Below are 19,804 nucleotides of genomic sequence, written 5' to 3' on the forward strand. Positions count from 1 at the left end.
CCGACCCGCGCTGCCTAGACTGGTCGGGTGATCCGACGCATCGACCTCCGCGGGCAGGACCTGACCCGCACCGAGCTGCTCGGGGTGCTGCCGCGCCCCGAGACCGGGGTGGACGAGGCCGTCCAGGCCGTGACCCCGATCATCGCCGACGTCCGGGCCCGCGGTGCCGCCGCGCTCCGTGACCTGTCGGAGCGCCTCGACGGGGTGCGGCCGGAGCATCTGCGCGTCCCTGCGTCCGCGCTGGCCGCCGCCCTCGACGGGCTCGACCCGCAGGTGCGGGCGGGGCTCGAGGAGGCGATCCGCCGCGTCCGGGCCGTGCACGCCGCGCAGGTGCCCGCCGAGCACGCGACGCGGCTCGCGCCCGGCGCGGTCGTGCGGCAGCGGTGGGTGCCGGTGCAGCGGGTGGGGCTGTACGTGCCCGGCGGGCGCGCCGTCTACCCGTCGTCGGTGATCATGAACGTGGTCGCCGCGCAGGAGGCGGGGGTGCCCGCGCTCGCGGTCGCGTCGCCGCCGCAGAAGGACGCCGGCGGCCTGCCGCACCCGACCATCCTCGCCGCCTGTGCTCTGCTCGGCGTCGACGAGGTCTACGCGGTGGGCGGCGCCCAGGCCGTGGCGATGTTCGCCTACGGGGCGACCGGCAGCGAGCCGCAGGACGGCGACGTGCTGTGCGACCCGGTGGACGTGGTGACGGGCCCCGGCAACGTGTACGTGACGGCGGCCAAGCGCCTGGTGCGCGGGGTCGTCGGCATCGACGCCGAGGCCGGCCCGACGGAGATCGCCGTGCTGGCCGACGCCACCGCCGACCCGGGACACGTCGCCCTCGACCTCATCAGCCAGGCCGAGCACGACCCGATGGCCGCCTCCGTGCTGGTCACCCCCTCGGTGGAGCTCGCCGGGGCGGTGGAGGCGCGGCTGAGCGACCTCGTGAGCTCCACCAAGCACTCCGCGCGGGTGATGCAGGCGCTCGGCGGGTCGCAGTCGGCGGTCGTGCTCGTGGACGACCTGGAGCACGGACTGGCGGTGGTGGACGCCTACGGGGCGGAGCACCTGGAGATCCAGACCGAGGGTGCGGCACAGCTCGCGCGGCGCGTGCGGTCGGCCGGCGCGATCTTCGTCGGCCCGTGGTCGCCGGTCTCCCTCGGCGACTACATGGCGGGCAGCAACCACGTGCTCCCGACCGGCGGTTCCGCGCACTTCTCCAGCGGCCTCGGCGTGCACGCGTACCTCAAGTCGGTGCAGGTCGTGGAGTACTCCCGCGAGGCGCTCGGCGAGCTCGCGGACCGCATCGTCGCCGTCGCGAACGACGAGGACCTGCCCGCCCACGGCGAGGCCGTCCGCGGCCGCTTCCTCTGAGCACCCACGCCGCGGGGACGACCTCTTCTCGCCGGCGCAAGGAATAGTGTGCCAAGCGGCACGGCACACACCGTCGGCCGCGTCGGACGGCCGTGCGAGCATGGACGCATGCCCGCGCCGCCACCCCGCCTCGACCCGGTCGTGGTGGGCGACGTCGTCGGGAGCGCCGCGTTCCGCCGCGCCCAGGGTTACCAGCGCGCGGGCATGGTGCGCACGTGGCACTGGGACCCCGACCTGCGGGAGCTCACGGCCCGCGTCGCGGGCAGCGGGGCGCAGCCCTACGCCTGCCGCGTGTCGTTCACCGTCGTGTCCGACGGGCGGTACGCCTTCGAGGGCTCGACCTGCAGCTGCCCGGTGGGCACGGACTGCAAGCACGTCGCGGCCGTGCTGCTGCACGTCGGCGCACAGCCCGAGGCCACCAGGACCGCGGGGGCAGTCGCCGGAGACGAGGACGACGAGCCCGTCGGCTGGCGCGGACGCCTCGCCGCGGTCACCAAAGCGCAGGACCCCGCGTCGCGCGGGACGGTCGCGCGGGGCGCCCGCGACGGCGGCGTCCTCCCGGTCGCCCTCCGGTTCCGGCTCGACGAGGCGTTCGGCGGCCTGCCCCCGGAGCTCTCGGTGCGGCCGGTGGTGCCGGGACGGACCGGCTGGAAGGTCGCCCCCGAGGCGAGCTGGGAGGCGCTGGCCACCGGCCTGTACGCGTTCGCCGACGTGCGTGCCACGCCCGCACCCGAGGTGCGGCGCTGGTTCGCCGACCTCGGGTCCGCGCTCGGCGACGGCGGCGGGTTCGGCCGCGGCCGTCGCGCGTGGCGCCCCCTCGCCGCCGGCGGCCGCGGGCTGTGGGCGCTGCTCGCCGAGGCAGCCGACCTGGAGATCCCGCTCGTCGCGCACGGGGCGCGCGACGAGGTGCTCCTGGCCGACGCGGCGGGGCTCCGCCTGACGGTCGCGGCGGAGGGCGGCGGGGTCCGCCTCGACCCGGTCGTGTCCTTCGACGGGTCCGACGCTGCGCCGGGGAGCCCGCTCGGCACCGTGGGCGACACCGGGCTGTACGCGGTCGAGGCCGCCGACCGGCGGACCGTGCTGCGGCTGGGGCCGACGCCGCGGCGGTTGTCGGACGCCGCCCGCGAGCTCGTCGTCGTGGGTCGTGTGGAGGTGCCCGGCGACGACGTGGCGGAGCTCTTCGCCGACCACCTGCCCGGGCTGCGACGGGCCGTGCGCGTCGTGTCCGACGGCACGATCGAGCTGCCCGACCCGCCCCGACCCGTGCTGGTCGCCGAGGTGGAGTTCGCCTCGCCGGTGCACGCGCGGCTGTCCTGGGCCTTCGAGTACCCGGTGCTCGACGGCGGGGCGGGGCGGGAGCCTCGCCGGGTGCCGCTGGACGGGGCGACGAGCGACCCCGTGCGCGACCTGGACGCCGAGGCCGAGATCCGCGCCAAGGCCCAGGCCGCCGTGCGCGGCGTGCCGGGGTTCGAGCGGTTCGACCTCGCCGCCGGGACCGAGCTCCGGGGCCTGGACGCCCTCGACCTCGCCCACGGCGTGCTGCCCGCGCTCGCCGCCACGGGGGACGTCCGCGTCGACGCCACCGACGTGCCGGACTACCTGCACCTGGACGCCGCGCCGCGCGTCGTCGTGTCCGGGGCGCCCTCCGGCGACGCGGACTGGCTCGACCTCGGCGTCTCGGTGACCGTCGGCGGCAAGGAGCTCCCGTTCGCCCGGCTGTTCACCGCCCTCGCGCGCGGCGACGAGCGGCTGCTGCTCGTCGACGGGTCCTGGCTGCGGCTCGACCAGCCGGTGCTGGGCCGGCTGCGCGACCTCATCACCGAGGCCACCGCGCTGAGCGACCGACCGGGCAGGGCGCGGGTGAGCCGGTACGACGCCCACCTCTGGGGCGAGCTCGAGGACGTCGCCGACGTCGTCGAGGCCGCCGAGGCGTGGCGGCGGTCGCTGGCCGGTCTGCGCGCGCTCGCCGCGGGGGAGCGTGTCGCGGAGCCCGTCGAGGTGCCCGGCGGCGTGCGGGCCGAGCTCCGCCCCTATCAGCGGGAAGGGCTCGAGTGGCTGACCTTCCTGTGGCGGCACGGGCTCGGCGGGATCCTGGCCGACGACATGGGCCTCGGCAAGACGGTCGAGGCGCTCGCGTTCCTGGCGCACGCCCGGGAGCAGGAGCCGGACGCGCCGCCCTTCGTCGTGGTCGCCCCGGCCTCGGTCGTCGGCAACTGGGCCGACGAGGCGGCGCGCTTCACCCCGGGCCTGCGCGTGGAGTCGATGCCGGCCACGGCGCGCACGCTGGGCACGGAGCTGGCGGACCTGGCGGCGGGGGCCGACGTGGTCGTCACGTCGTACGCCGTCTTCCGCCTCGAGTTCGACGCGTTCGACGCGCTCGAGTGGGGCGGACTGATCCTCGACGAGGCACAGGTCGCGAAGAACCCCCGCACGCGGGCGCACGAGACCGCCCGGGTGCTGCGGGCGCCGTTCAAGCTCGCGATCACGGGGACGCCGCTCGAGAACAACCTCATGGAGCTGTGGGCGGCGCTCGCGATCGTCGCGCCCGGGCTGTACCCCTCGATGCACCGCTTCAAGGCGGAGACGGCGCGGGTCGTCGACGCCGCGGCCGCGGACGACGACCCGCAGGTGGTCGCGGCGGCCAACCGCGCGCTCGGCCGGCTCAAGCGCCGCATCCGACCGCTGGTGCTGCGCCGCACCAAGGAGCAGGTCGCGCCCGAGCTGCCCGAGCGCACCGAGCGCGTGCTGCGCGTGCCCCTCACCCCGGACCACCGCAAGGTCTACGACACGCACCTGCAGCGCGAGCGGCAGCGCCTGCTCGGGCTGCTGGAGGACTTCGACGCGAACCGGGTCGCGATCTTCCGGTCCCTGACGACGTTGCGACGCCTCGCGCTGGACGCCTCGCTCGTCGACGACGCGTACGCGGGCGTGGGCTCCGCGAAGCTCGACGTGGTGATCGAGGAGCTGACCGAGATCGCCGCGGAGGGCCACAGGGCGCTCGTCTTCTCGCAGTTCACGTCGTTCCTGCGGCGCGTCGAGGAGCGCTGCGCCGCGGTCGGCCTGCCGGTCGTGTACCTCGACGGCGCCACGCGACGGCGCACCGAGGTCGTGCGTGCCTTCAAGGAGGGGGACGCGCCGGTGTTCCTCATCTCGCTCAAGGCGGGCGGGGTGGGGCTCAACCTCACCGAGGCCGACTACGTGTACCTGCTGGACCCGTGGTGGAACCCCGCGACAGAGGCGCAGGCGGTGGACCGCACGCACCGGATCGGGCAGACCCGCAACGTGGTGGTCACGCGCCTGGTGGCACAGGACACCATCGAGGAGAAGGTCATGGCGCTCGCGCGGCGCAAGGCCGCGCTGTTCGACGCCGTGCTCGACGACGCGGCGGGCACGTTCGCGCGGGCGCTCGCGGCCGACGACGTACGGGGCCTGCTCGACGGCTGACCCGCCGGCGGCCCCGGCGCGTCGCCGGTGCCCGTCAGCGCACGCCGAGCACGAAGGGGTGCACGGCGGACGCGCCCGCCTGGCGCAGCAGCCGGGCCGCGACCGTGAGCGTCCAGCCCGACTCGGTCCAGTCGTCCACCAGCAGCACCGTGCGGCCCGGCAGGCCGCGCAGGGCGCCCTCGTTCAGCTCGAGCCGCAGGCGGCGGGCCACGCCAGCCAGCCGCATCGCCGAGTTCACGTCGTGCCGGTCGGGCTGCTCGGAGCCGGCGGCCGGGCCGACGGCACCGATGAGCGGCACCCCCAGGTAGGCGGCGAGCCCCGACGCCAGGTGATACGTCAGCTGGGGGCGCGTCGTGGACCGCACCGCCACGACCCCCTCGACCGTCGTGCGGCGCCCGCCCTCCGCGCCCGGCTCGGCACCGTCGGCGCCGTCCGGGCGGATCGCGTCCCAGTCGTCGAGGACCCGCGCTGCGGCGTGCCGCAGCGGCACCGGCACCTCGCCGTCCGGGGCGCCGGCGGCGAACAGGTCGCGCAGCGGCCCCGACCAGCCCAGGCCGTCGAGCCGGGCGACGGCCCGACCGGGCTCGGCCCGCTCGTCCGGGGCGATCTTGCCCTTGAGGTCGAGCCCGAGGGCCGCGAGCCCGGACGGCCACATCGCGCGCGGCCCCACCTCGACGCCCGGCCGGTCCATGTCGGCCCGCGCGGCGGCGACGGCCTCGGCGTCGGGCACCGCGGGCAGCGCGACTCCGCCGCAGCGGTCGCAGCGACCGCACTCCCAGCCGTCGGGCAGCTCCGGGTCGTCGAGCTGGGCGCGCAGGTACGCCATCCGGCACCCGGACGTCGCGACGTAGTCGACCATCGCCTGCTGCTCCGCCTGGCGGGTGGCCTCCACCCGGGCGTACCGCTCGGCGTCGTACGCCCACGGGGTGCCGGTGGCGACCCAGCCGCCCTGCACGCGGCGCACCGCGCCGTCGACGTCGAGCACCTTGAGCATCGTCTCCAGGCGGGACCGCTTGAGATCCACCTGGGTCTCCAGGGCGGCCGTGGACTGCGCACCCTCGGCGCCGGACAGCGCGGCGAGGGTGGACCGCACCTGCGGCTCGGCGGGGAACGCCTGCGAGCCGAACCAGTCCCAGATCGCCCGGTCCTCCTGCCCGGGCAGCAGCACGACGACGGCGTCGTCGACGCCGCGGCCCGCACGGCCGACCTGCTGGTAGTACGCGATGGGGGAGGACGGGGCGCCGAGGTGCACGACGAACGCCAGGTCGGGCTTGTCGAACCCCATCCCGAGCGCGGACGTCGCCACCAGGGCCTTGACCCGGTTGGACTTGAGATCCTCCTCCAGCTGTTCCCGCTGGGTGGGGTCGGTGCGGCCGGTGTACGCGGCCACCGCGAGGCCCGCCCCGCGCAGCTGCTCCGCGACCTGCTCCGCGGCGGAGACGGTGAGGCAGTACACGATCCCGGAGCCCTCGACGTCCTGCAGCGCCTCGACGAGCCAGGCGACCCGCGTGGGCTGGTCGGGGAGCTCGAGGACCGCCAGGTGCAGCGACTCGCGGTCCAGGCCGCCCCGCAGCACGAGCACGTCCTCGTCCGGCACCACCTCGCCGCCGGAGGCCGCGCCGCGCACGCCCAGCTGCTCCGCGACGTCGGCGGTGACGCGGGCGTTGGCCGTGGCCGTGGTCGCGAGCACGGGGATGCCGGGCGGAAGGTCGGCGAGCAGGGTGCGGATGCGGCGGTAGTCGGGCCGGAAGTCGTGGCCCCAGTCGGAGATGCAGTGGGCCTCGTCGATCACGACGAGGCCGGCGTCGGCCGCGAGGCGGGGGAGCACCTCGTCCCGGAACGCCGGGTTGTTGAGCCGCTCGGGCGAGCAGAGCAGCACGTCCACCTCGCCCGCCGCGATGGCGGCGTGCACCTGGTCCCACTCGGTGACGTTCGAGGAGTTGATCGTCACGGCGCGGATCCCGGCGCGCGCGGCGGCCGAGATCTGGTCGCGCATGAGCGCCAGGAGCGGGGACACGATCACCGTGGGCCCGGCGCCCCGGGAGCGCAGCAGCGACGTGGCCACGAAGTAGACGGCGGACTTGCCCCATCCGGTGCGCTGCACGACCAGCGCGCGCCGGCGGAACGCGACGAGGGCCTCGATCGCGCGCCACTGGTCCTCGCGCAGCGTGGCGTCATCCCGGCCGACGAGCGCGCGCAGCGACTCCTCCGCCTGCTCGCGCAGGGTGCCGCCGCCCTCGCCGGCGCTGTCCAGCAGCCCGCGGAGCATCGCGAGCTTCGCCCGCTTGGCGGCGTCCGGCGCGGGGGCGCTCGCCGTCGTCTCGCCGGGCGGCGTCGCGGTCGCTGCGGTCGGCGCTGTCGGCGCTGTCGGCGCGGTCGGTGCGGAGGGCCGGGGCTCGGGCTCGGGCGCCAGGTCGTCGGGCGGGGGGACGTCCTCGTCCGACGGGTCGAACACGAGGTCGGCGTACGGGTCGTCGGGGTGGCTCACGTCCTCGATCGTAGGGGCCACCGCCGACGTCGTGGGCCCGCCTTCCACAGGGCAGGGCCCAGGCCCGCCACCGCGCCGCGACGTCAGCGCACGTACTCGCGCAGCAGGGCCACGGCCGACGAGACCACCGCGACCACCTCCGCCGCGGCGGCGACGATCTCGGTCGTCCCGGCGAACGTCTCGTTGACCCCGTAGAAGCCGATCGTCGTCGACAGCACGAACGCGAGCAGGGTCAGGCCGCCGAAGCCGATCCCGCCGACGAGCGGCAGCCAGTGCCGCCAGGCCACCAGCAGCACGGCCAGCACGACGCCCGCCAGGGCGTTGAGGAGGAAGAGCGGGCCGACGACGGCGATGGTGTCGTAGCCGTCGAGGTAGAGCACCACGTGGACGACGGCGGAGACGAGGACGGCGAGGGCGGCCGCCAGGCGCCAGCCGCGGGCGACCGGCGGTCGTGCCGGCGAGGTGGGCCGCGGCCGGGGTGGCACGGCGCCCTGCGACGAGTCCATGATGATGATGCTCCCACTCCTCGGTGGCGCCGTCAGCGGAAGCGTCTGGCCGGCCGAGGCCCGACCCCCGGAGGCGCCATGCCGATCAGCCCGCCGACCAGCCCCGTCCCACGCGACGTGCCCCGCACGCCCGACGCGGCGCCGGGCGCCGCCGACGTCGGCCCGTGCGCCTGCGGGCCGACACGACGCCAGCTCCTGCGCGGCACCGGCGTGGCGGCGGGTGCGATCGCCGGCGCCGGGGTGCTCGCGGCCTGCGCCGAGCAGAAGCCGACGCCGCAGGAGGCGGCGGCCTCCGCGAGCGCGGCCGGGGCGGGGACGGTCGTCGTCGCGCTCGCCGACGTGCCGGTGGGCGGCGCCGTCTCCGCGAAGGTCGGCGGGCAGGACGTGCTCGTGACCCAGCCGACCCAGGGCGAGGTGCACGCGTTCAGCGCGATCTGCACGCACGCGGGCTGCACCGTCGCGCCCGGCGACGGCGAGCTGCTGTGCCCGTGCCACCAGTCGCGCTATGCCCTCACGGACGCCGCGGTGCTCGGCGGCCCGGCGCCCGAGCCGCTCCCGGCGATCCAGGTGGAGGTGTCGGGCGACGACGTCGTGCTCGCGTGACGGCGCGCACGGACGACGGGGCCCGGCGGCACGTGCCGCCGGGCCCCGTCGTCCGCCTCGGGAGCGTCAGCTCCGCATGTCCATCACGACCCGGCCGTCGATGCTGCCCGCGATCATCTCGTCGAAGATCGTGTTGATGTCGGCGAGGGGGCGCACGGTGTAGGTCGGGTCGACCTTGCCGCGGGCGAAGAAGTCGAGGGCCTCGGCCATGTCCTTGCGCGTGCCGACGATCGAGCCGCGGACGGTGAGGCCGAAGAGCACCGTGGTGAAGATGTCCAGCGGGAACTTCTCCGGGGGCAGGCCCACGAGGGAGACGGTGCCGCCGCGGCGGAGGGCGCCCACGGCCTGGGGGAAGGCGTGCGCGTTGACGGCCGTGACGAGCGCGCCGTGGACGCCGCCGCCGGTCTTCTCCTGCAGCTCCGCGGCGGGGTCGGCGGAGGTGGCGGCGTTCACGGTCACCTCGGCGCCGTGCTTGCGCGCCAGCTCGAGCTTCGCGTCGTCGACGTCGACCGCTGCGACGCGGCGGCCCATCGCCACCGCGTACTGGACGGCGATGTGGCCGAGCCCGCCGATGCCGGAGATCAGCACCCACTCGCCGGGCTTCGTGTCGGTGACCTTGAGGCCCTTGTAGACGGTGACCCCGGCGCACAGGATCGGCCCGACGGCCGACAGGTCGACGCCCTCGGGGACGATCGGCGCGTACCGCGAGTCCACGAGCATGTACTGGCCGAACGAGCCGTCGACGGAGTAGCCGCCGTTCTCCTGGTTCGGGCAGAGCGTCTCCCAGCCGGTCTCGCAGTACTCGCACTCGCCGCAGGCGCTCCAGAGCCAGGCGTTGCCGACGGTGTCGCCGACCTTGACGCGGGTCACCTGGTCGCCGACCGCCACGACGTGCCCGACGCCCTCGTGGCCGGGGACGAACGGGGGCGTCGGCTTGACCGGCCAGTCGCCGTGCGCGGCGTGCAGGTCGGTGTGGCACACCCCGGTGTAGTCGACCTTGACGAGCGCCTCGTGCGGGCCGGGCGTCGGGATCTCGCGGTCCTCGACGGCCAGGGGCTCGGTGAACGAGTGGACGACCGCGGCCTGCATGGTGCTCATCTTTTCTCCGTCTCACGGGCCGCTCGCGAGCGGCCCACACGTCGAACTGCTGATACTTCGACGGTAGGCGCGCAGTCGTCGCCGCGCACCCCTCACGGCTTGTGAAGATCATCACAAGGCCCGGGATCCCGGGCTTTCTGAAGGGTGCCGGGCGTGGCGACCGGGCCCCTTCGCGCGTCGCGCCCGGAGCGAGCGGTCGAGGTGCGGACGGCGACGGCGCCCCGTCCACGGTTCCGTAGACTGGCGTGGTGACCACCCCACTGTCCGCCCCCGCACCCGCGGGCGGCGTCGACGGCGCGCGGCTGCCGCTGCGTCCCGAGCTCGCGACCGAGGTGCCCTACGGCGCCCCGCAGCTCGACGTGCCCGTGCGGCTGAACGTCAACGAGAACCCGTACGCCCCGTCGGAGGCCGTCGTCGCGACCATCGCCCGCCATGTCGCCGACGCGGCGCGCGGGCTCAACCGCTACCCAGACCGCGACTTCGCCGCCCTGCGAGGCGACCTGGCCGACTACCTGGCGCTCGAGTCCGGGGTGCGGGTCGCGCCCGAGCAGATCTGGGCCGCCAACGGCTCCAACGAGGTCATGCTGCACCTGCTGCAGGCCTTCGGCGGGCCCGGTCGCACCGCGCTGTCGTTCGCGCCGACCTACTCGATGTATCCCGAGTACGCGCGGGACACGCACACGCGGTGGGTCACCGGGCGCCGGGAGACCGACTTCACCCTCGACGTCGACCACGCGGTCGCGACGATCGAGGAGGTCCGGCCGTCCGTGATCCTGCTCGCCAGCCCGAACAACCCGACCGGGACGGCGCTGCCCCTCGCGACGGTGGAGGCGGTCCTCGACGCCGCGGCGAGGGTCGAGGTGCCCGACGCCCCGGTGCACGACGGCCGCCGCGCGGGCGCCGTCGTCGTGGTCGACGAGGCCTACGCCGAGTTCCGCCGCCCCGGCACCCCGTCGGCGCTCGAGCTGCTCGGGTCGCACCCGCACCTCGCCGTCTCGCGCACGATGTCGAAGGCGTTCGCCGCGGCCGGGCTGCGGCTCGGCTACCTGGCGGCGTCGACCGCGCTGGTCGACGCGCTCCGCGTCGTGCGGCTGCCCTACCACCTGTCCGCGGTGACGCAGGCGGCCGCGCGCGGCGCCCTGGCGCACCACGACGAGCTGCGCGCCCAGGTGCGCGAGCTGCGCGAGGAGCGCGACGCGCTGGTCGCCTGGCTGCGGGCGCAGCAGGTGGACGGCCGACCGTTGCAGGTGGCCGACTCCGACGCGAACTTCGTGCTGTTCGGCACGTTCGGCGACCGGCACGCGGTCTGGCAGGGCCTGCTGGACCGGGGCGTGCTCATCCGGGAGACCGGGCCCGACGGCTGGCTGCGCGTCTCCGTTGGCACCCCCGAGGAGAACGCCGCGTTCCGGGCGGCGTTCGTCGAGGTCGTCAGGGCCGTCACGGGGACGGCCACCGGCGCCGCGGCGCCCGAGGAGGAGGACTGATGCAGCACCGCACGGCCCGCGTGGAGCGCACGACGAGCGAGTCGAGCGTCGTCGTCGAGCTGGACCTCGACGGCACCGGGCGCACGGAGATCTCGACGACCGTGCCGTTCTACGACCACATGCTCACCGCGCTCGGCAAGCACTCGCTGATCGACCTCACGGTCCGCGCCACCGGCGACACCCACATCGACGCGCACCACACCGTCGAGGACGTCGCCATCGTGCTGGGCGAGGCCCTGCGCGAGGCGCTCGGGGACAAGCGCGGCATCTCCCGTTTCGGCGACGCCACGGTGCCGCTCGACGAGGCGCTCGCGCTCGCGGTCGTGGACGTGTCGGGCCGGCCGTACCTGGTGCACTCCGGCGAGCCCGAGGGCCAGGAGTACCACCTCATCGGCGGGCACTTCACCGGCTCGCTCACGCGGCACGTGCTCGAGTCGGTCGCGCACCACGCGGGCATCTGCCTGCACGTGCGGGTCCTCGCCGGCCGCGACCCGCACCACATCGTCGAAGCACAGTTCAAGGCGCTGGCGCGTGCGCTGCGCGCCGCCGTCGCCCCCGACCCGCGCGTCGAGGGCGTCCCGTCCACGAAGGGTGCGCTGTAGCCGCATGACCACCGATCCCGACCTGCCCGACGAGCTGCCCGAGGGCTTCGAGGTCCCCGACGACCTGTCGGGCCTCGACGGCGCCTCGACGGACCCCGAGCTGGCGGTCCTCATCACGCAGATCGCGGGCGCCGAGCCCCTGGCGGCCGCCTGCTCGCTCGCCGAGCTGGACGTCTACGCCGCGCCGACCCCGGTCGGCGCGCTCGCCGTGCTGCGCGACACGAGCGGCGACGAGCCCGCCAGAGCCGCCGCCGCGATCTCGAAGCTCGTCGCCGGTGTGCCCCTGGTCCTCGTGACCCGCCAGGGCGAGCAGCTCACCTGCGTGCGCTACGCGGACGGCGAGGCGGAGGGCGAGCTCCCGCCGGGCCTCGTGCTGGGCGGCGCGCCGGAGGCGCTCGAGGATCTCGTCACGGGCCAGCTCACGGTCGCCGACCTGCCGGGCGTCGTGCCGTCGTCGAGCATCGGCCGCTTCAAGGCGATGCGGATGCTCACGGGCGCCGCGCGCAAGGCCCGCAAGAAGCAGTAGGGACAGACGCATGCCGGACACGCCCACCGACACGCCCATCACGCCCGCGACGCCGCGTCAGGACCCGATCGCCGCGGCGCAGGAGGCCGCGGGGATCACGCCGCTGCTGCCGCACGGCGGCGCGGCGGCCGACCTCAACCCGGCCCCGACGCCCCCCCGCGCGGACGGGCGTTCCCACGTCGTGGTGCTCGACTACGGCTTCGGCAACGTCCGCTCGGCCGTGCGCGCGCTCGAGCGGGTGGGCGCCGACGTCGAGCTCACGGCCGACCTCGCGAGGGCCGCCGAGGCCGACGGGCTCGTGGTGCCCGGCGTCGGCGCGTTCGCCGCGTGCATGGCCGGGCTCCGCGCCGTCCGGGGCGACCAGGTGATCGACCGGCGCCTCGCCGGCGGCCGCCCCGTGCTCGGCATCTGCGTGGGCATGCAGGTCATGTTCGACGCCGGCGTGGAGCACGGCGAGCGCGCGGAGGGCCTGGGCGAGTGGCCCGGCGTCGTCGAGCGCCTCGAGGCCCCGGTGGTGCCGCACATGGGCTGGTCGCCGGTGGAGGTGCCCGAGGGCTCCCGGCTGTTCGCGGGCGTGGAGCGCGAGCGGTTCTACTTCGTGCACTCCTACGCGGCGCAGGAGTTCACCCAGGGCCACGACGGCGACGCCGACCCTCGGTACACGCCGCCGCTGGTCACCTGGGCGCGGCACGGCGCGCCTGGCTCCGAGGCACGGTTCGTCGCCGCCGTCGAGAGCGGGCCGCTGGCCGCCACGCAGTTCCACCCCGAGAAGTCCGGCGACGCCGGCGCGACCCTGCTCGAGAACTGGGTCCGCTCGCTCTGACGTGCGCGCCGCCACCCTCACCCACCACCGATCCTCCTGGAGACACCCCTCATGACCGACCGCCTCGTGCTGCTGCCCGCCGTCGACGTCGCCGACGGCCAGGCCGTCCGCCTCGTGCAGGGGGAGGCCGGCTCCGAGACGTCGTACGGCGACCCGCTGGCGGCCGCTCGCGACTGGCAGGCCGGCGGCGCCGAGTGGATCCACCTCGTCGACCTCGACGCGGCGTTCGGGCGCGGCTCGAACGCCGAGCTGCTGGCCGAGGTCGTGGCCGAGCTCGACGTCCAGGTGGAGTTGTCGGGCGGCATCCGCGACGACGCCTCCCTCGACCGGGCCCTGGCCACGGGCGCGCGCCGCGTCAACATCGGCACCGCCGCCCTCGAGGACCCGGAGTGGACCGCCCGTGTGATCGCCGAGCACGGCGACGCCGTGGCGGTGGGCCTCGACGTGCGCGGCACCACGCTCGCCGCCCGCGGCTGGACGCAGGAGGGCGGCGACCTGTGGGAGGTGCTCGCGCGCCTGGACGACGCCGGCTGCGCGCGCTACGTCGTCACCGACGTGACCAAGGACGGCACGCTGCGCGGGCCGAACGTCGACCTGCTGCGCGAGGTCGCGTCGCGCACCCCCGCGAAGGTGGTCGCGTCGGGCGGCATCTCCTCGCTCGCGGACCTCGAGGCGCTGCGGGCCCTGGTGCCGGACGGCGTCGAGGGCGCCGTCGTGGGCAAGGCGCTGTACGCGGGCGCGTTCACGCTTCCGGAGGCGCTCGGCGTGGCGGGCCGGCCGTGACCGCCGCCGGCGACGGCGCCTCCGTGGCGGGCGAGGGCCGGTCCCTGCCCGGCCACCTGAGGTCGATCCAGCCGACGTCCCAGTTCGCCGGCGACGACGGCACGGCCGACCCCGAGCTCGCCGGGCTGCTGCGCGCGCACGCCGACGGCACGGGCTCGCTGCGCGACGTCGTGCGGCGGCTCGCCGTGACGCGCGTGCTCGTGCCGGTGCTCGCCGAGCTCGCCGTGTCCGACGTCGTCGAGCACGAGAGCGCGTCGGGGACGCAGGAGCTGCACGTCGACAAGGAGGCCGCCGCCGGCGTGGTGGCCATCGAGGCGCCCGACGGCCGCCGGGCGCTGCCCGTGTTCACCTCCGTCGAGGCGATGGCCGCGTGGCGCGCCGACGCGCGCCCCGTCCCGGTGGAGGCGGCGCGTGCCGCGCTCTCGGCGGTGAGCGAGGACTGGTCGCTGCTGGTCGTGGACCCGGCCGGCCCTGCGACCGCCCTCGTGCCCCGCCCGGCGGTGTGGGCGCTGGCCCAGGGCGAGGAGTGGCGGCCGGCGCTCGTCGCCACGGGCCCGGACGGCGCCCTCGAGGTCGACCCGGAGGTCGCGTCCGCGGTCGCCGACGCCGCCGCGCCCGTGCAGCACGTGGTGCGCGCGCACGCCGAGCGCGGCCGTCGTGCCGAGGTCGCCGTCGTGCTCGCCCTCGACCCGGGTCTCGACCGGTCCGGGCTGGACCGCGTGCTCGCGCAGGTGAACGCCCGCCTGGGCGCCTCGACGGTGATCTCGGGCCGCGTGGACTCCCTCGAGCTGCGGGTCGGCGCGGCGCGCTGAGCGTGCCCGGGCGGGCTAGTCGCCCTGGGCGCACGGCGGCAGCGCCCGGAACCCGTCGGCGTCGTCGAGCACGCGCTCGAGCGTGGAGAGCGGCACCAGCAGGGAGCGGCCGTCGGAGGTCTTCGCGTACACGACCCCGATCACCCGGCCCTGCGTGTCGAGCGCCGCGGACCCGGACGAGCCCGGCTCGACCGGCGCGTCGGTGAGCAGCACCTCGCCGAGGTTCTCGTGCAGCGGGTCCGTCGTCGGCCCGATGACCTCGCCGGCCGTGATCGTCAGCTCGCCGCCCTCGGGGTAGCCGACCACCGTGACGGTGTCGCCCGGCTGCGGGTCCGAGCGCGCGAGCGTCGGGTGGCTCGGCAGCGGGTCCGCGGTCCGCACCAGCGCGAGGTCGGCCAGCGACGCGCTGCCCGCGGCCGACACCTCGAGGTCGCGCCCGTCGTAGGTGCTGACCTCGAGGGACTCGGAGTCGGCCACCACGTGGCGGTTGGTGATGAGCGTGTGCTCGTCGACGGCGAAGCCCGACCCGGTGGACAGCCCGTCGCAGCCCACGTTGCGGATGCGCACGGCCATCCGTTGCACGGCGTCGAAGCCGTCGGGGGACAGGCCCTCGGCGCCGCCGGGGGCGAGGGAGGCCGCCGCCGACGGGGCGACGCGCGTCGGCACGACGTCGTCCGGCACCGTGGGCGGCAGGGCCGGGAGCACCCCGCAGCCGGCGAGCGTCGCGGAGAGCAGCAGGGCCGGCGCCGCCCGGAGCCCGGGCCCGGCGGCCCGACCGGCCGGTCGCCTCACTGCTCGAGCTCCTGCTGCAGCTGGTCGTTGGCCTTCGAGGCCTGGCGGCACAGCGTCTCGACGTCGGAGGCGAACCGGTCGAGGTCCTTCTGGTCGTAGGAGCCGCGGTCCTCGAGGTACGTGATGAGCTGGGACTGGGCGTCCACGCAGTCGCCGAGCGCCGTGGTCACGACGCCGGCGGCCTCGCTCACCCGCTTCTCGTAGTCCAGGTACTGCTGCGACGCGACGTTCTCGTCCCCGAGCTGCGCCTTCTCGTTCGCGAGGTCGGTGATGCGCGCCGTGGCGGTGGCGAGCTGCTCGCGGGCCGCCACCAGCTCGGCGTCCGTGGCGTCCAGCTCGGCGTCGAGGGAGGCCACCCGGTCGGCGTACCCGCGGGCCTTGTCCTCCCAGGCGGCGCTGTGCGCCTGCCAGCGGGACGTGGTCGCCCACAGGTACGCGCCGACCCCGAGCGACGCGGCCAGCAGCACCGCCAGGACGGTCACGGCCGTGCGCCGGCCGCGACGCCGCGCGGGGCTGCCGCTGTCCGGGGGCAGCGGCGGACGGTCCGGGGGCGGGGGCCAGGCGGACGGGGCGGACATGTCAGACGACGGAGCCCGTGTACTTCTCGCCCGGGCCCTCGCCGGGCGCGTCCGGGACGACCGAGGCCTCGCGGAACGCGAGCTGCAGCGACCGCAGGCCGTCGCGCAGGGAGCGGGCGTGCTGGTTGCCGATGTCGGGGGCGCTCGCGGTGACCAGGGCGGCGAGCGCGGTGATCAGCTTGCGGGCCTCGTCGAGGTCCAGGTGCCCCTGGGCGTCGGCGTCCTCCGCGAGCCCGCACTTCACGGCGGCGGCGCTCATGAGGTGCACGGCCGCGGCGGTGATCACCTCGACGGCGGCGACGTCGGCGATGTCGCGGGTGGCGTCGTCCGCGGCCGCCGCCGGGTCGGTCGCAGGGGTGGTGGGGGTGGCGTCGGGCGCGGTGGTCATGGGGTCCATCTTCGCATCGTGGGGGCCGGGCAGGGACGCCCGGAGGCGGCAGCGACGGCCGAGGCCGGGCCCCGCAGGGGGACCCGGCCTCGGCCGCGGGCACGTGTCAGATGCCGACGGGCTCCAGGTCGGGGCCGGTGCCCTCGGCGACCGGCTTGGGAGCGCGGCCCGCGGACACCTCGGCGCGGAGCTTGGCCCCGAGCTCGGCGTCGACGTTCGTCCAGTACTGGAAGAACCGCTCGCGGATCTCGTCGATCGTGATCGCGAGGCCCTGGCCCGTGAGGGTCTCGAGGAAGCGCGCCTTGGCGCCGTCGTCGAAGACCTCGCGGTACAGCGTGCCCGCCTGGCCGAAGTCGTCGTCCTCGGAGTGGAGCGTCTGCGCCGCGCGCAGCAGCTCGCCGTCCGTCTCCCAGGCCGCCTCGACCCCGCGGGCCGGGTCGGCCACCGGGCCGCCGGTGACGCCGAACGAGTTCGGCGTGTAGACCCGGTGCTCGGGGCCGTTGAACTGGTACTGCATGTTGCCCTCGTGCATGTAGTTCGCGACGGGGGCGGCGTGCGGCTGGTTCACCGGCAGCTGGTTGTAGTTGGTGCCGATGCGGTGGCGCTGCGCGTCCGGGTACGCGAACACGCGGGCCATGAGCATCTTGTCCGGCGAGATGCCGGTGCCCGGCACCTGGTTGCCCGGGGAGAACGCGGCCTGCTCGATCTCCGCGAAGAAGTTCCGCGGGTTCCGGTTGAGCGTGAAGGTGCCGACCTTGATGCGCGGGTAGTCCTTCTTCGACCACGTCTTGGTCATGTCGAACGGGTTGAAGCGGTAGGTCTTCGCGTCCTCGTAGGGCATGACCTGCACGTAGACGTCCCAGGAGGGGAAGTCGCCGCGCTCGATGGCCTCGTACAGGTCGCGGCGGTAGTAGTCCGCGTCCTCGCCGGCGATGCGCTCGGCGTCCTCGGCCGACATGTGCTCCACGCCCTGGTTCGACAGGAAGTGGTACTGCACCCAGAAGCGCTCGCCGGAGGCGTTGACCCACTGGTACGTGTGCGAGCCGTAGCCGTTGAGGTGCCGCCACGACTTCGACAGGCCGCGGTCGCCCATGACGTAGGTGACCTGGTGGGCCGACTCGGGGGAGAGGGTCCAGAAGTCCCACTGCATGTCGGCGTCGCGCAGGCCGGAGGCGCCGAGGCGCTTCTGCGAGTGGATGAAGTCCGGGAACTTCATCGCGTCGCGCAGGAAGAAGGTGGGGGTGTTGTTCCCGACGATGTCGAGGTTGCCCTCGGTGGTGTAGAAGCGCAGGGAGAAGCCGCGCACGTCGCGCCAGGTGTCGGGGGAGCCCTGCTCGCCCGCCACCGACGAGAAGCGCAGCAGCGTCTCGCTCTTCGCGCCCTTCTGGAAGACCGCGGCGCGGGTGTACTGCGACACGTCCTCGGTGACCACGAGCTCGCCGAAGGCGCCGCCGCCCTTGGCGTGCGGGTTGCGCTCGGGCACCCGCTCGCGGTTGAAGGAGGCGAGCTTCTCGACCAGGTAGCGGTCGTGCAGGACGGTGGGCCCGTCCGCGCCCACGGTCAGCGAGTGCGCGTCGCTCGCGACCGGGGTGCCGGTCTGCGTCGTCGTGAACGGCGTCGTCATGTGATGACGTCCTTTCTCAGGGGGGTTCCGGTTCAGTGGGTCGTGCCGGGGCCGGCTGCCGGGACGGGGTCGGCAGCGCTGACCGCGTCACAGTCGGGGCACAGGCCCCAGAAGGTGACCTCGGCGAGATCGACGGCGAACCCGTGGGACGCGCTGGGGGTGAGGCAGGGCGCGTGCCCCACGGTGCAGTCGACGTCGGCGACGGCGCCGCACGAGCGGCACACCACGTGGTGGTGGTTGTCGCCGGTCCGGCGCTCGTAGCGGGCGGGGTGCCCGGCCGGCTCCATGCGGCGCAGGAGGCCGGCCGAGGTGAGCGCGTGCAGGCAGTCGTAGACGGCCTGCACCGACACCGAGCCGAGGTCGCCGCGCACCGCGCGCACGACGTCGTCCGCGGTGGCGTGCGGGTGCTCGGCGAGCGCCCGCAGGACGGCGAGCCGGGAACCGGTGACGCGCAGGCCCCGCTCCCTCAGCAACGTCTCGTCCGTCCTCGCCGTGGTCATGGCGGCGACCCTGCCACACTTTCTGGAACGATTCCAGTAAAGGTCGCGGACCGGACGGGCGAGACGCTCGCCACTCCGGCCGGCGGGGCCCCGAACCCGTGCTAGCCTTGATGGCTGACCGACCTGAGCCCGTTCGTGCGTCGCTCGACAGAGCGTCGACTGGGCTCAGGTGCTTCAAGTGGATCCCATCCCACCCGAGCACCGACCGAGCGCCCTGCGGGCGTCGACAGGGGCCGGGTCCCCGGTCGGACGCCCCTCGTGGGCGTCCGCGACGGTCGCCTGAGCCTGGTGCTCCGGCGTCGGTAGATGGCCTCCACCTGTGCTCAGGTCGGGGGCCTTTCCCGTCCCTGACGGTCTACCGACGAGTTCCTAGGAGCATCACCATCAGCGAGCCTCGCATCAACGATCGGATCCGCGTCCCCGAGGTCCGACTCATCGGCCCGGGCGGGGAGCAGGTCGGCGTGGTCGCCACGGGAGTCGCCCTGAAGCTTGCCCAGGACGCCGACCTCGACCTCGTCGAGGTGGCCCCGGACGCCCGTCCGCCCGTCGCCAAGCTCATGGACTACGGCAAGTTCAAGTACGAGTCGGACATGAAGGCGCGCGAGGCGCGGCGCAACCAGGCGAACACGGTCCTCAAGGAGATCCGGTTCCGCCTGAAGATCGACCCGCACGACTACGGCACCAAGAAGGGCCACGTCGTGCGCTTCCTGGAGGCCGGCGACAAGGTCAAGGTCATGATCATGTTCCGCGGTCGCGAGCAGTCCCGCCCCGAGATGGGCGTCCGCCTGCTGCAGCGTCTCGCGGAGGACGTCTCCGACCTCGGCTTCGTGGAGTCGATGCCGAAGCAGGACGGCCGCAACATGACCATGGTGCTCGGCCCCGTGAAGAAGAAGGCCGACGCCAAGGTCGAGCAGCGCAAGCGGTCCAGCGAGATCAACGCGCAGCGCAAGACCAAGTCCGAGGTCAAGGCCGAGGCGCGCGCCCAGTCCGACGTCCCGGAGCCGACGACCGGGCCCGAGGTGCCCGAGGCAGAGGCGCAGGAGGCGCCGGCCGTCGAGGCCGCGCAGCCCGCTCCCGCCCCGCGCGCCGAGGAGAAGCCCGCCGAGGAGAAGGCCGCCGCCCCGGCGAAGCCTGCCGAGGAGAAGGCCGCCGCGCCGGCGAAGCCGGCCGCGGCTCCGGCCAAGACTCAGGCCGCTCCGGCGAAGCCGGCCGCCGCGACGCCCAAGACGGACGCCGCCGCGGCCAAGCCGGCCGCCGCGACGCCCAAGCCCGCGACGCCCAGGTCCGCGACGCCGAAGCCCGGCACCCCGCGGCCGCCGGCGCCGCGTCCGAAGCCGAGCCCCCGCGCGGGGCGCTGAGGCCGGACCGCACACGACCATCTGGCACCGGGCCGCTCGCCG

The 19,804-nt window shown here is 75.3% G+C and carries 18 protein-coding genes; 10 read left to right on the forward strand and 8 right to left on the reverse strand.

From position 1 onward, the window contains the following. Nucleotides 1–27 precede the first annotated feature (27 nt). Both hisD and AAG589_RS10265 read left to right on the forward strand, forming a co-directional pair. Nucleotides 28–1,353, forward strand: a complete 1,326-nt coding sequence (gene hisD, locus AAG589_RS10260; RefSeq protein WP_430567114.1) for a histidinol dehydrogenase — start codon at nt 28–30, stop codon at nt 1,351–1,353. 108 nt (nt 1,354–1,461) lie between these two features. Continuing rightward, nucleotides 1,462–4,797 (forward strand): DEAD/DEAH box helicase, encoded by a 3,336-nt coding sequence (locus AAG589_RS10265; RefSeq protein WP_430567115.1) that lies wholly within the window; start codon nt 1,462–1,464, stop codon nt 4,795–4,797. Nucleotides 4,798–4,831: 34 nt separating this feature from the next. Here the strand turns inward: AAG589_RS10265 and AAG589_RS10270 are convergent, their stop codons facing one another. Both AAG589_RS10270 and AAG589_RS10275 read right to left on the reverse strand, forming a co-directional pair. Beyond that, on the reverse strand, nt 4,832–7,066 hold the full coding sequence (locus tag AAG589_RS10270; RefSeq protein WP_430567201.1) for a RecQ family ATP-dependent DNA helicase: 2,235 nt from the start codon (nt 7,064–7,066) through the stop codon (nt 4,832–4,834). Nucleotides 7,067–7,368: 302 nt separating this feature from the next. Beyond that, on the reverse strand, nt 7,369–7,791 hold the full coding sequence (locus AAG589_RS10275) for a hypothetical protein (protein WP_430567116.1): 423 nt from the start codon (nt 7,789–7,791) through the stop codon (nt 7,369–7,371). 78 nt (nt 7,792–7,869) lie between these two features. Between AAG589_RS10275 and AAG589_RS10280 the strand changes: the two genes are divergently transcribed. Further along, on the forward strand, nt 7,870–8,394 hold the full coding sequence (locus tag AAG589_RS10280) for a Rieske (2Fe-2S) protein (protein ID WP_430567117.1): 525 nt from the start codon (nt 7,870–7,872) through the stop codon (nt 8,392–8,394). Between the two features lie 66 nt (nt 8,395–8,460). On the opposite strand, the gene adhP is transcribed toward AAG589_RS10280, so the two are convergent. Continuing rightward, entirely contained in the window at nt 8,461–9,492 is a 1,032-nt protein-coding gene (gene adhP, locus AAG589_RS10285) for an alcohol dehydrogenase AdhP (protein WP_430567118.1), read from the reverse strand. 248 nt (nt 9,493–9,740) lie between these two features. On the opposite strand from adhP, the gene AAG589_RS10290 reads away from it, so the two are divergent. From AAG589_RS10290 to AAG589_RS10315, 6 genes are read left to right on the forward strand one after another with little or no spacing between them, the layout of a single operon-like run. Continuing rightward, nucleotides 9,741–10,976 (forward strand): histidinol-phosphate transaminase, encoded by a 1,236-nt coding sequence (locus AAG589_RS10290; RefSeq protein WP_430567119.1) that lies wholly within the window; start codon nt 9,741–9,743, stop codon nt 10,974–10,976. Next, nucleotides 10,976–11,578, forward strand: a complete 603-nt coding sequence (hisB, locus tag AAG589_RS10295; RefSeq protein ID WP_430567120.1) for an imidazoleglycerol-phosphate dehydratase HisB — start codon at nt 10,976–10,978, stop codon at nt 11,576–11,578. The genes AAG589_RS10290 and hisB overlap by 1 nt, the downstream gene beginning before the upstream one ends. A 4-nt stretch (nt 11,579–11,582) precedes the next feature. After that, the gene (locus AAG589_RS10300) at nt 11,583–12,104 is read left to right on the forward strand and encodes a hypothetical protein (RefSeq protein WP_430567121.1); all 522 of its coding nucleotides are present in this window, start codon (nt 11,583–11,585) and stop codon (nt 12,102–12,104) included. A gap of 10 nt (nt 12,105–12,114) precedes the next feature. Continuing rightward, a complete protein-coding gene (gene hisH, locus AAG589_RS10305) occupies nt 12,115–12,927 on the forward strand; it encodes an imidazole glycerol phosphate synthase subunit HisH (protein ID WP_430567122.1) in 813 nt (270 codons plus the stop codon). A gap of 51 nt (nt 12,928–12,978) precedes the next feature. Then, on the forward strand, nt 12,979–13,710 hold the full coding sequence (priA, locus tag AAG589_RS10310; RefSeq protein ID WP_430567123.1) for a bifunctional 1-(5-phosphoribosyl)-5-((5-phosphoribosylamino)methylideneamino)imidazole-4-carboxamide isomerase/phosphoribosylanthranilate isomerase PriA: 732 nt from the start codon (nt 12,979–12,981) through the stop codon (nt 13,708–13,710). After that, nucleotides 13,707–14,522: an SseB family protein gene (locus AAG589_RS10315; RefSeq protein WP_446719707.1), complete on the forward strand. Its 816-nt coding sequence runs from the start codon at nt 13,707–13,709 to the stop codon at nt 14,520–14,522. Before priA ends, AAG589_RS10315 begins: the two co-directional genes overlap by 4 nt. Nucleotides 14,523–14,537: 15 nt before the next feature. Here AAG589_RS10315 and AAG589_RS10320 read toward each other — a convergent pair whose 3' ends face one another. The 5 genes from AAG589_RS10320 to AAG589_RS10340 all read right to left on the reverse strand — a co-directional run bounded on the left by AAG589_RS10320 (nt 14,538) and on the right by AAG589_RS10340 (nt 18,404). Next, complete coding sequence (locus AAG589_RS10320; RefSeq protein ID WP_430567124.1) at nt 14,538–15,314, reverse strand: S1C family serine protease; 777 nt, start codon at nt 15,312–15,314, stop codon at nt 14,538–14,540. After that, entirely contained in the window at nt 15,311–15,892 is a 582-nt protein-coding gene (locus AAG589_RS10325; RefSeq protein WP_430567125.1) for a hypothetical protein, read from the reverse strand. The genes AAG589_RS10320 and AAG589_RS10325 overlap by 4 nt, the downstream gene beginning before the upstream one ends. A gap of 1 nt (nt 15,893) precedes the next feature. Continuing rightward, nucleotides 15,894–16,280 carry a DUF1844 domain-containing protein gene (locus AAG589_RS10330; RefSeq protein ID WP_430567203.1) on the reverse strand — a complete coding sequence of 129 codons (387 nt, stop codon included), beginning with the start codon at nt 16,278–16,280 and terminating at the stop codon, nt 15,894–15,896. 106 nt (nt 16,281–16,386) lie between these two features. Next, nucleotides 16,387–17,904, reverse strand: coding sequence for a catalase (locus tag AAG589_RS10335; protein ID WP_430567126.1), 1,518 nt, complete (start codon nt 17,902–17,904; stop codon nt 16,387–16,389). 32 nt (nt 17,905–17,936) lie between these two features. Continuing rightward, on the reverse strand, nt 17,937–18,404 hold the full coding sequence (locus AAG589_RS10340; protein ID WP_430567127.1) for a Fur family transcriptional regulator: 468 nt from the start codon (nt 18,402–18,404) through the stop codon (nt 17,937–17,939). A gap of 434 nt (nt 18,405–18,838) precedes the next feature. On the opposite strand from AAG589_RS10340, the gene infC reads away from it, so the two are divergent. Next, nucleotides 18,839–19,762, forward strand: coding sequence for a translation initiation factor IF-3 (gene infC / locus AAG589_RS10345; protein WP_430567204.1), 924 nt, complete (start codon nt 18,839–18,841; stop codon nt 19,760–19,762). Nucleotides 19,763–19,804 lie beyond the last annotated feature (42 nt).

Source organism: Isoptericola sp. F-RaC21 (assembly GCF_038593535.1).
In the GTDB taxonomy this organism is placed as follows: Bacteria; Actinomycetota; Actinomycetes; order Actinomycetales; family Cellulomonadaceae; genus Isoptericola.

Excerpts from the sequence above, each read along its gene's own strand:
- hisH (WP_430567122.1), top strand. The coding sequence starts at position 12,115 with ATGCCGGACACGCCCACCGACACGCCCATCACGCCCGCGACGCCGCGT.
- AAG589_RS10300 (WP_430567121.1), top strand. The coding sequence starts at position 11,583 with ATGACCACCGATCCCGACCTGCCCGACGAGCTGCCCGAGGGCTTCGAG.
- AAG589_RS10330 (WP_430567203.1), bottom strand. The coding sequence starts at position 16,280 with ATGACCACCGCGCCCGACGCCACCCCCACCACCCCTGCGACCGACCCG.
- AAG589_RS10280 (WP_430567117.1), top strand. The coding sequence starts at position 7,870 with ATGCCGATCAGCCCGCCGACCAGCCCCGTCCCACGCGACGTGCCCCGC.
- AAG589_RS10275 (WP_430567116.1), bottom strand. The coding sequence starts at position 7,791 with ATGGACTCGTCGCAGGGCGCCGTGCCACCCCGGCCGCGGCCCACCTCG.
- priA (WP_430567123.1), top strand. The coding sequence starts at position 12,979 with ATGACCGACCGCCTCGTGCTGCTGCCCGCCGTCGACGTCGCCGACGGC.
- AAG589_RS10325 (WP_430567125.1), bottom strand. The coding sequence starts at position 15,892 with ATGTCCGCCCCGTCCGCCTGGCCCCCGCCCCCGGACCGTCCGCCGCTG.
- hisB (WP_430567120.1), top strand. The coding sequence starts at position 10,976 with ATGCAGCACCGCACGGCCCGCGTGGAGCGCACGACGAGCGAGTCGAGC.
- AAG589_RS10265 (WP_430567115.1), top strand. The coding sequence starts at position 1,462 with ATGCCCGCGCCGCCACCCCGCCTCGACCCGGTCGTGGTGGGCGACGTC.
- adhP (WP_430567118.1), bottom strand. The coding sequence starts at position 9,492 with ATGAGCACCATGCAGGCCGCGGTCGTCCACTCGTTCACCGAGCCCCTG.
- AAG589_RS10340 (WP_430567127.1), bottom strand. The coding sequence starts at position 18,404 with ATGACCACGGCGAGGACGGACGAGACGTTGCTGAGGGAGCGGGGCCTG.
- AAG589_RS10335 (WP_430567126.1), bottom strand. The coding sequence starts at position 17,904 with ATGACGACGCCGTTCACGACGACGCAGACCGGCACCCCGGTCGCGAGC.
- AAG589_RS10270 (WP_430567201.1), bottom strand. The coding sequence starts at position 7,066 with ATGCTCCGCGGGCTGCTGGACAGCGCCGGCGAGGGCGGCGGCACCCTG.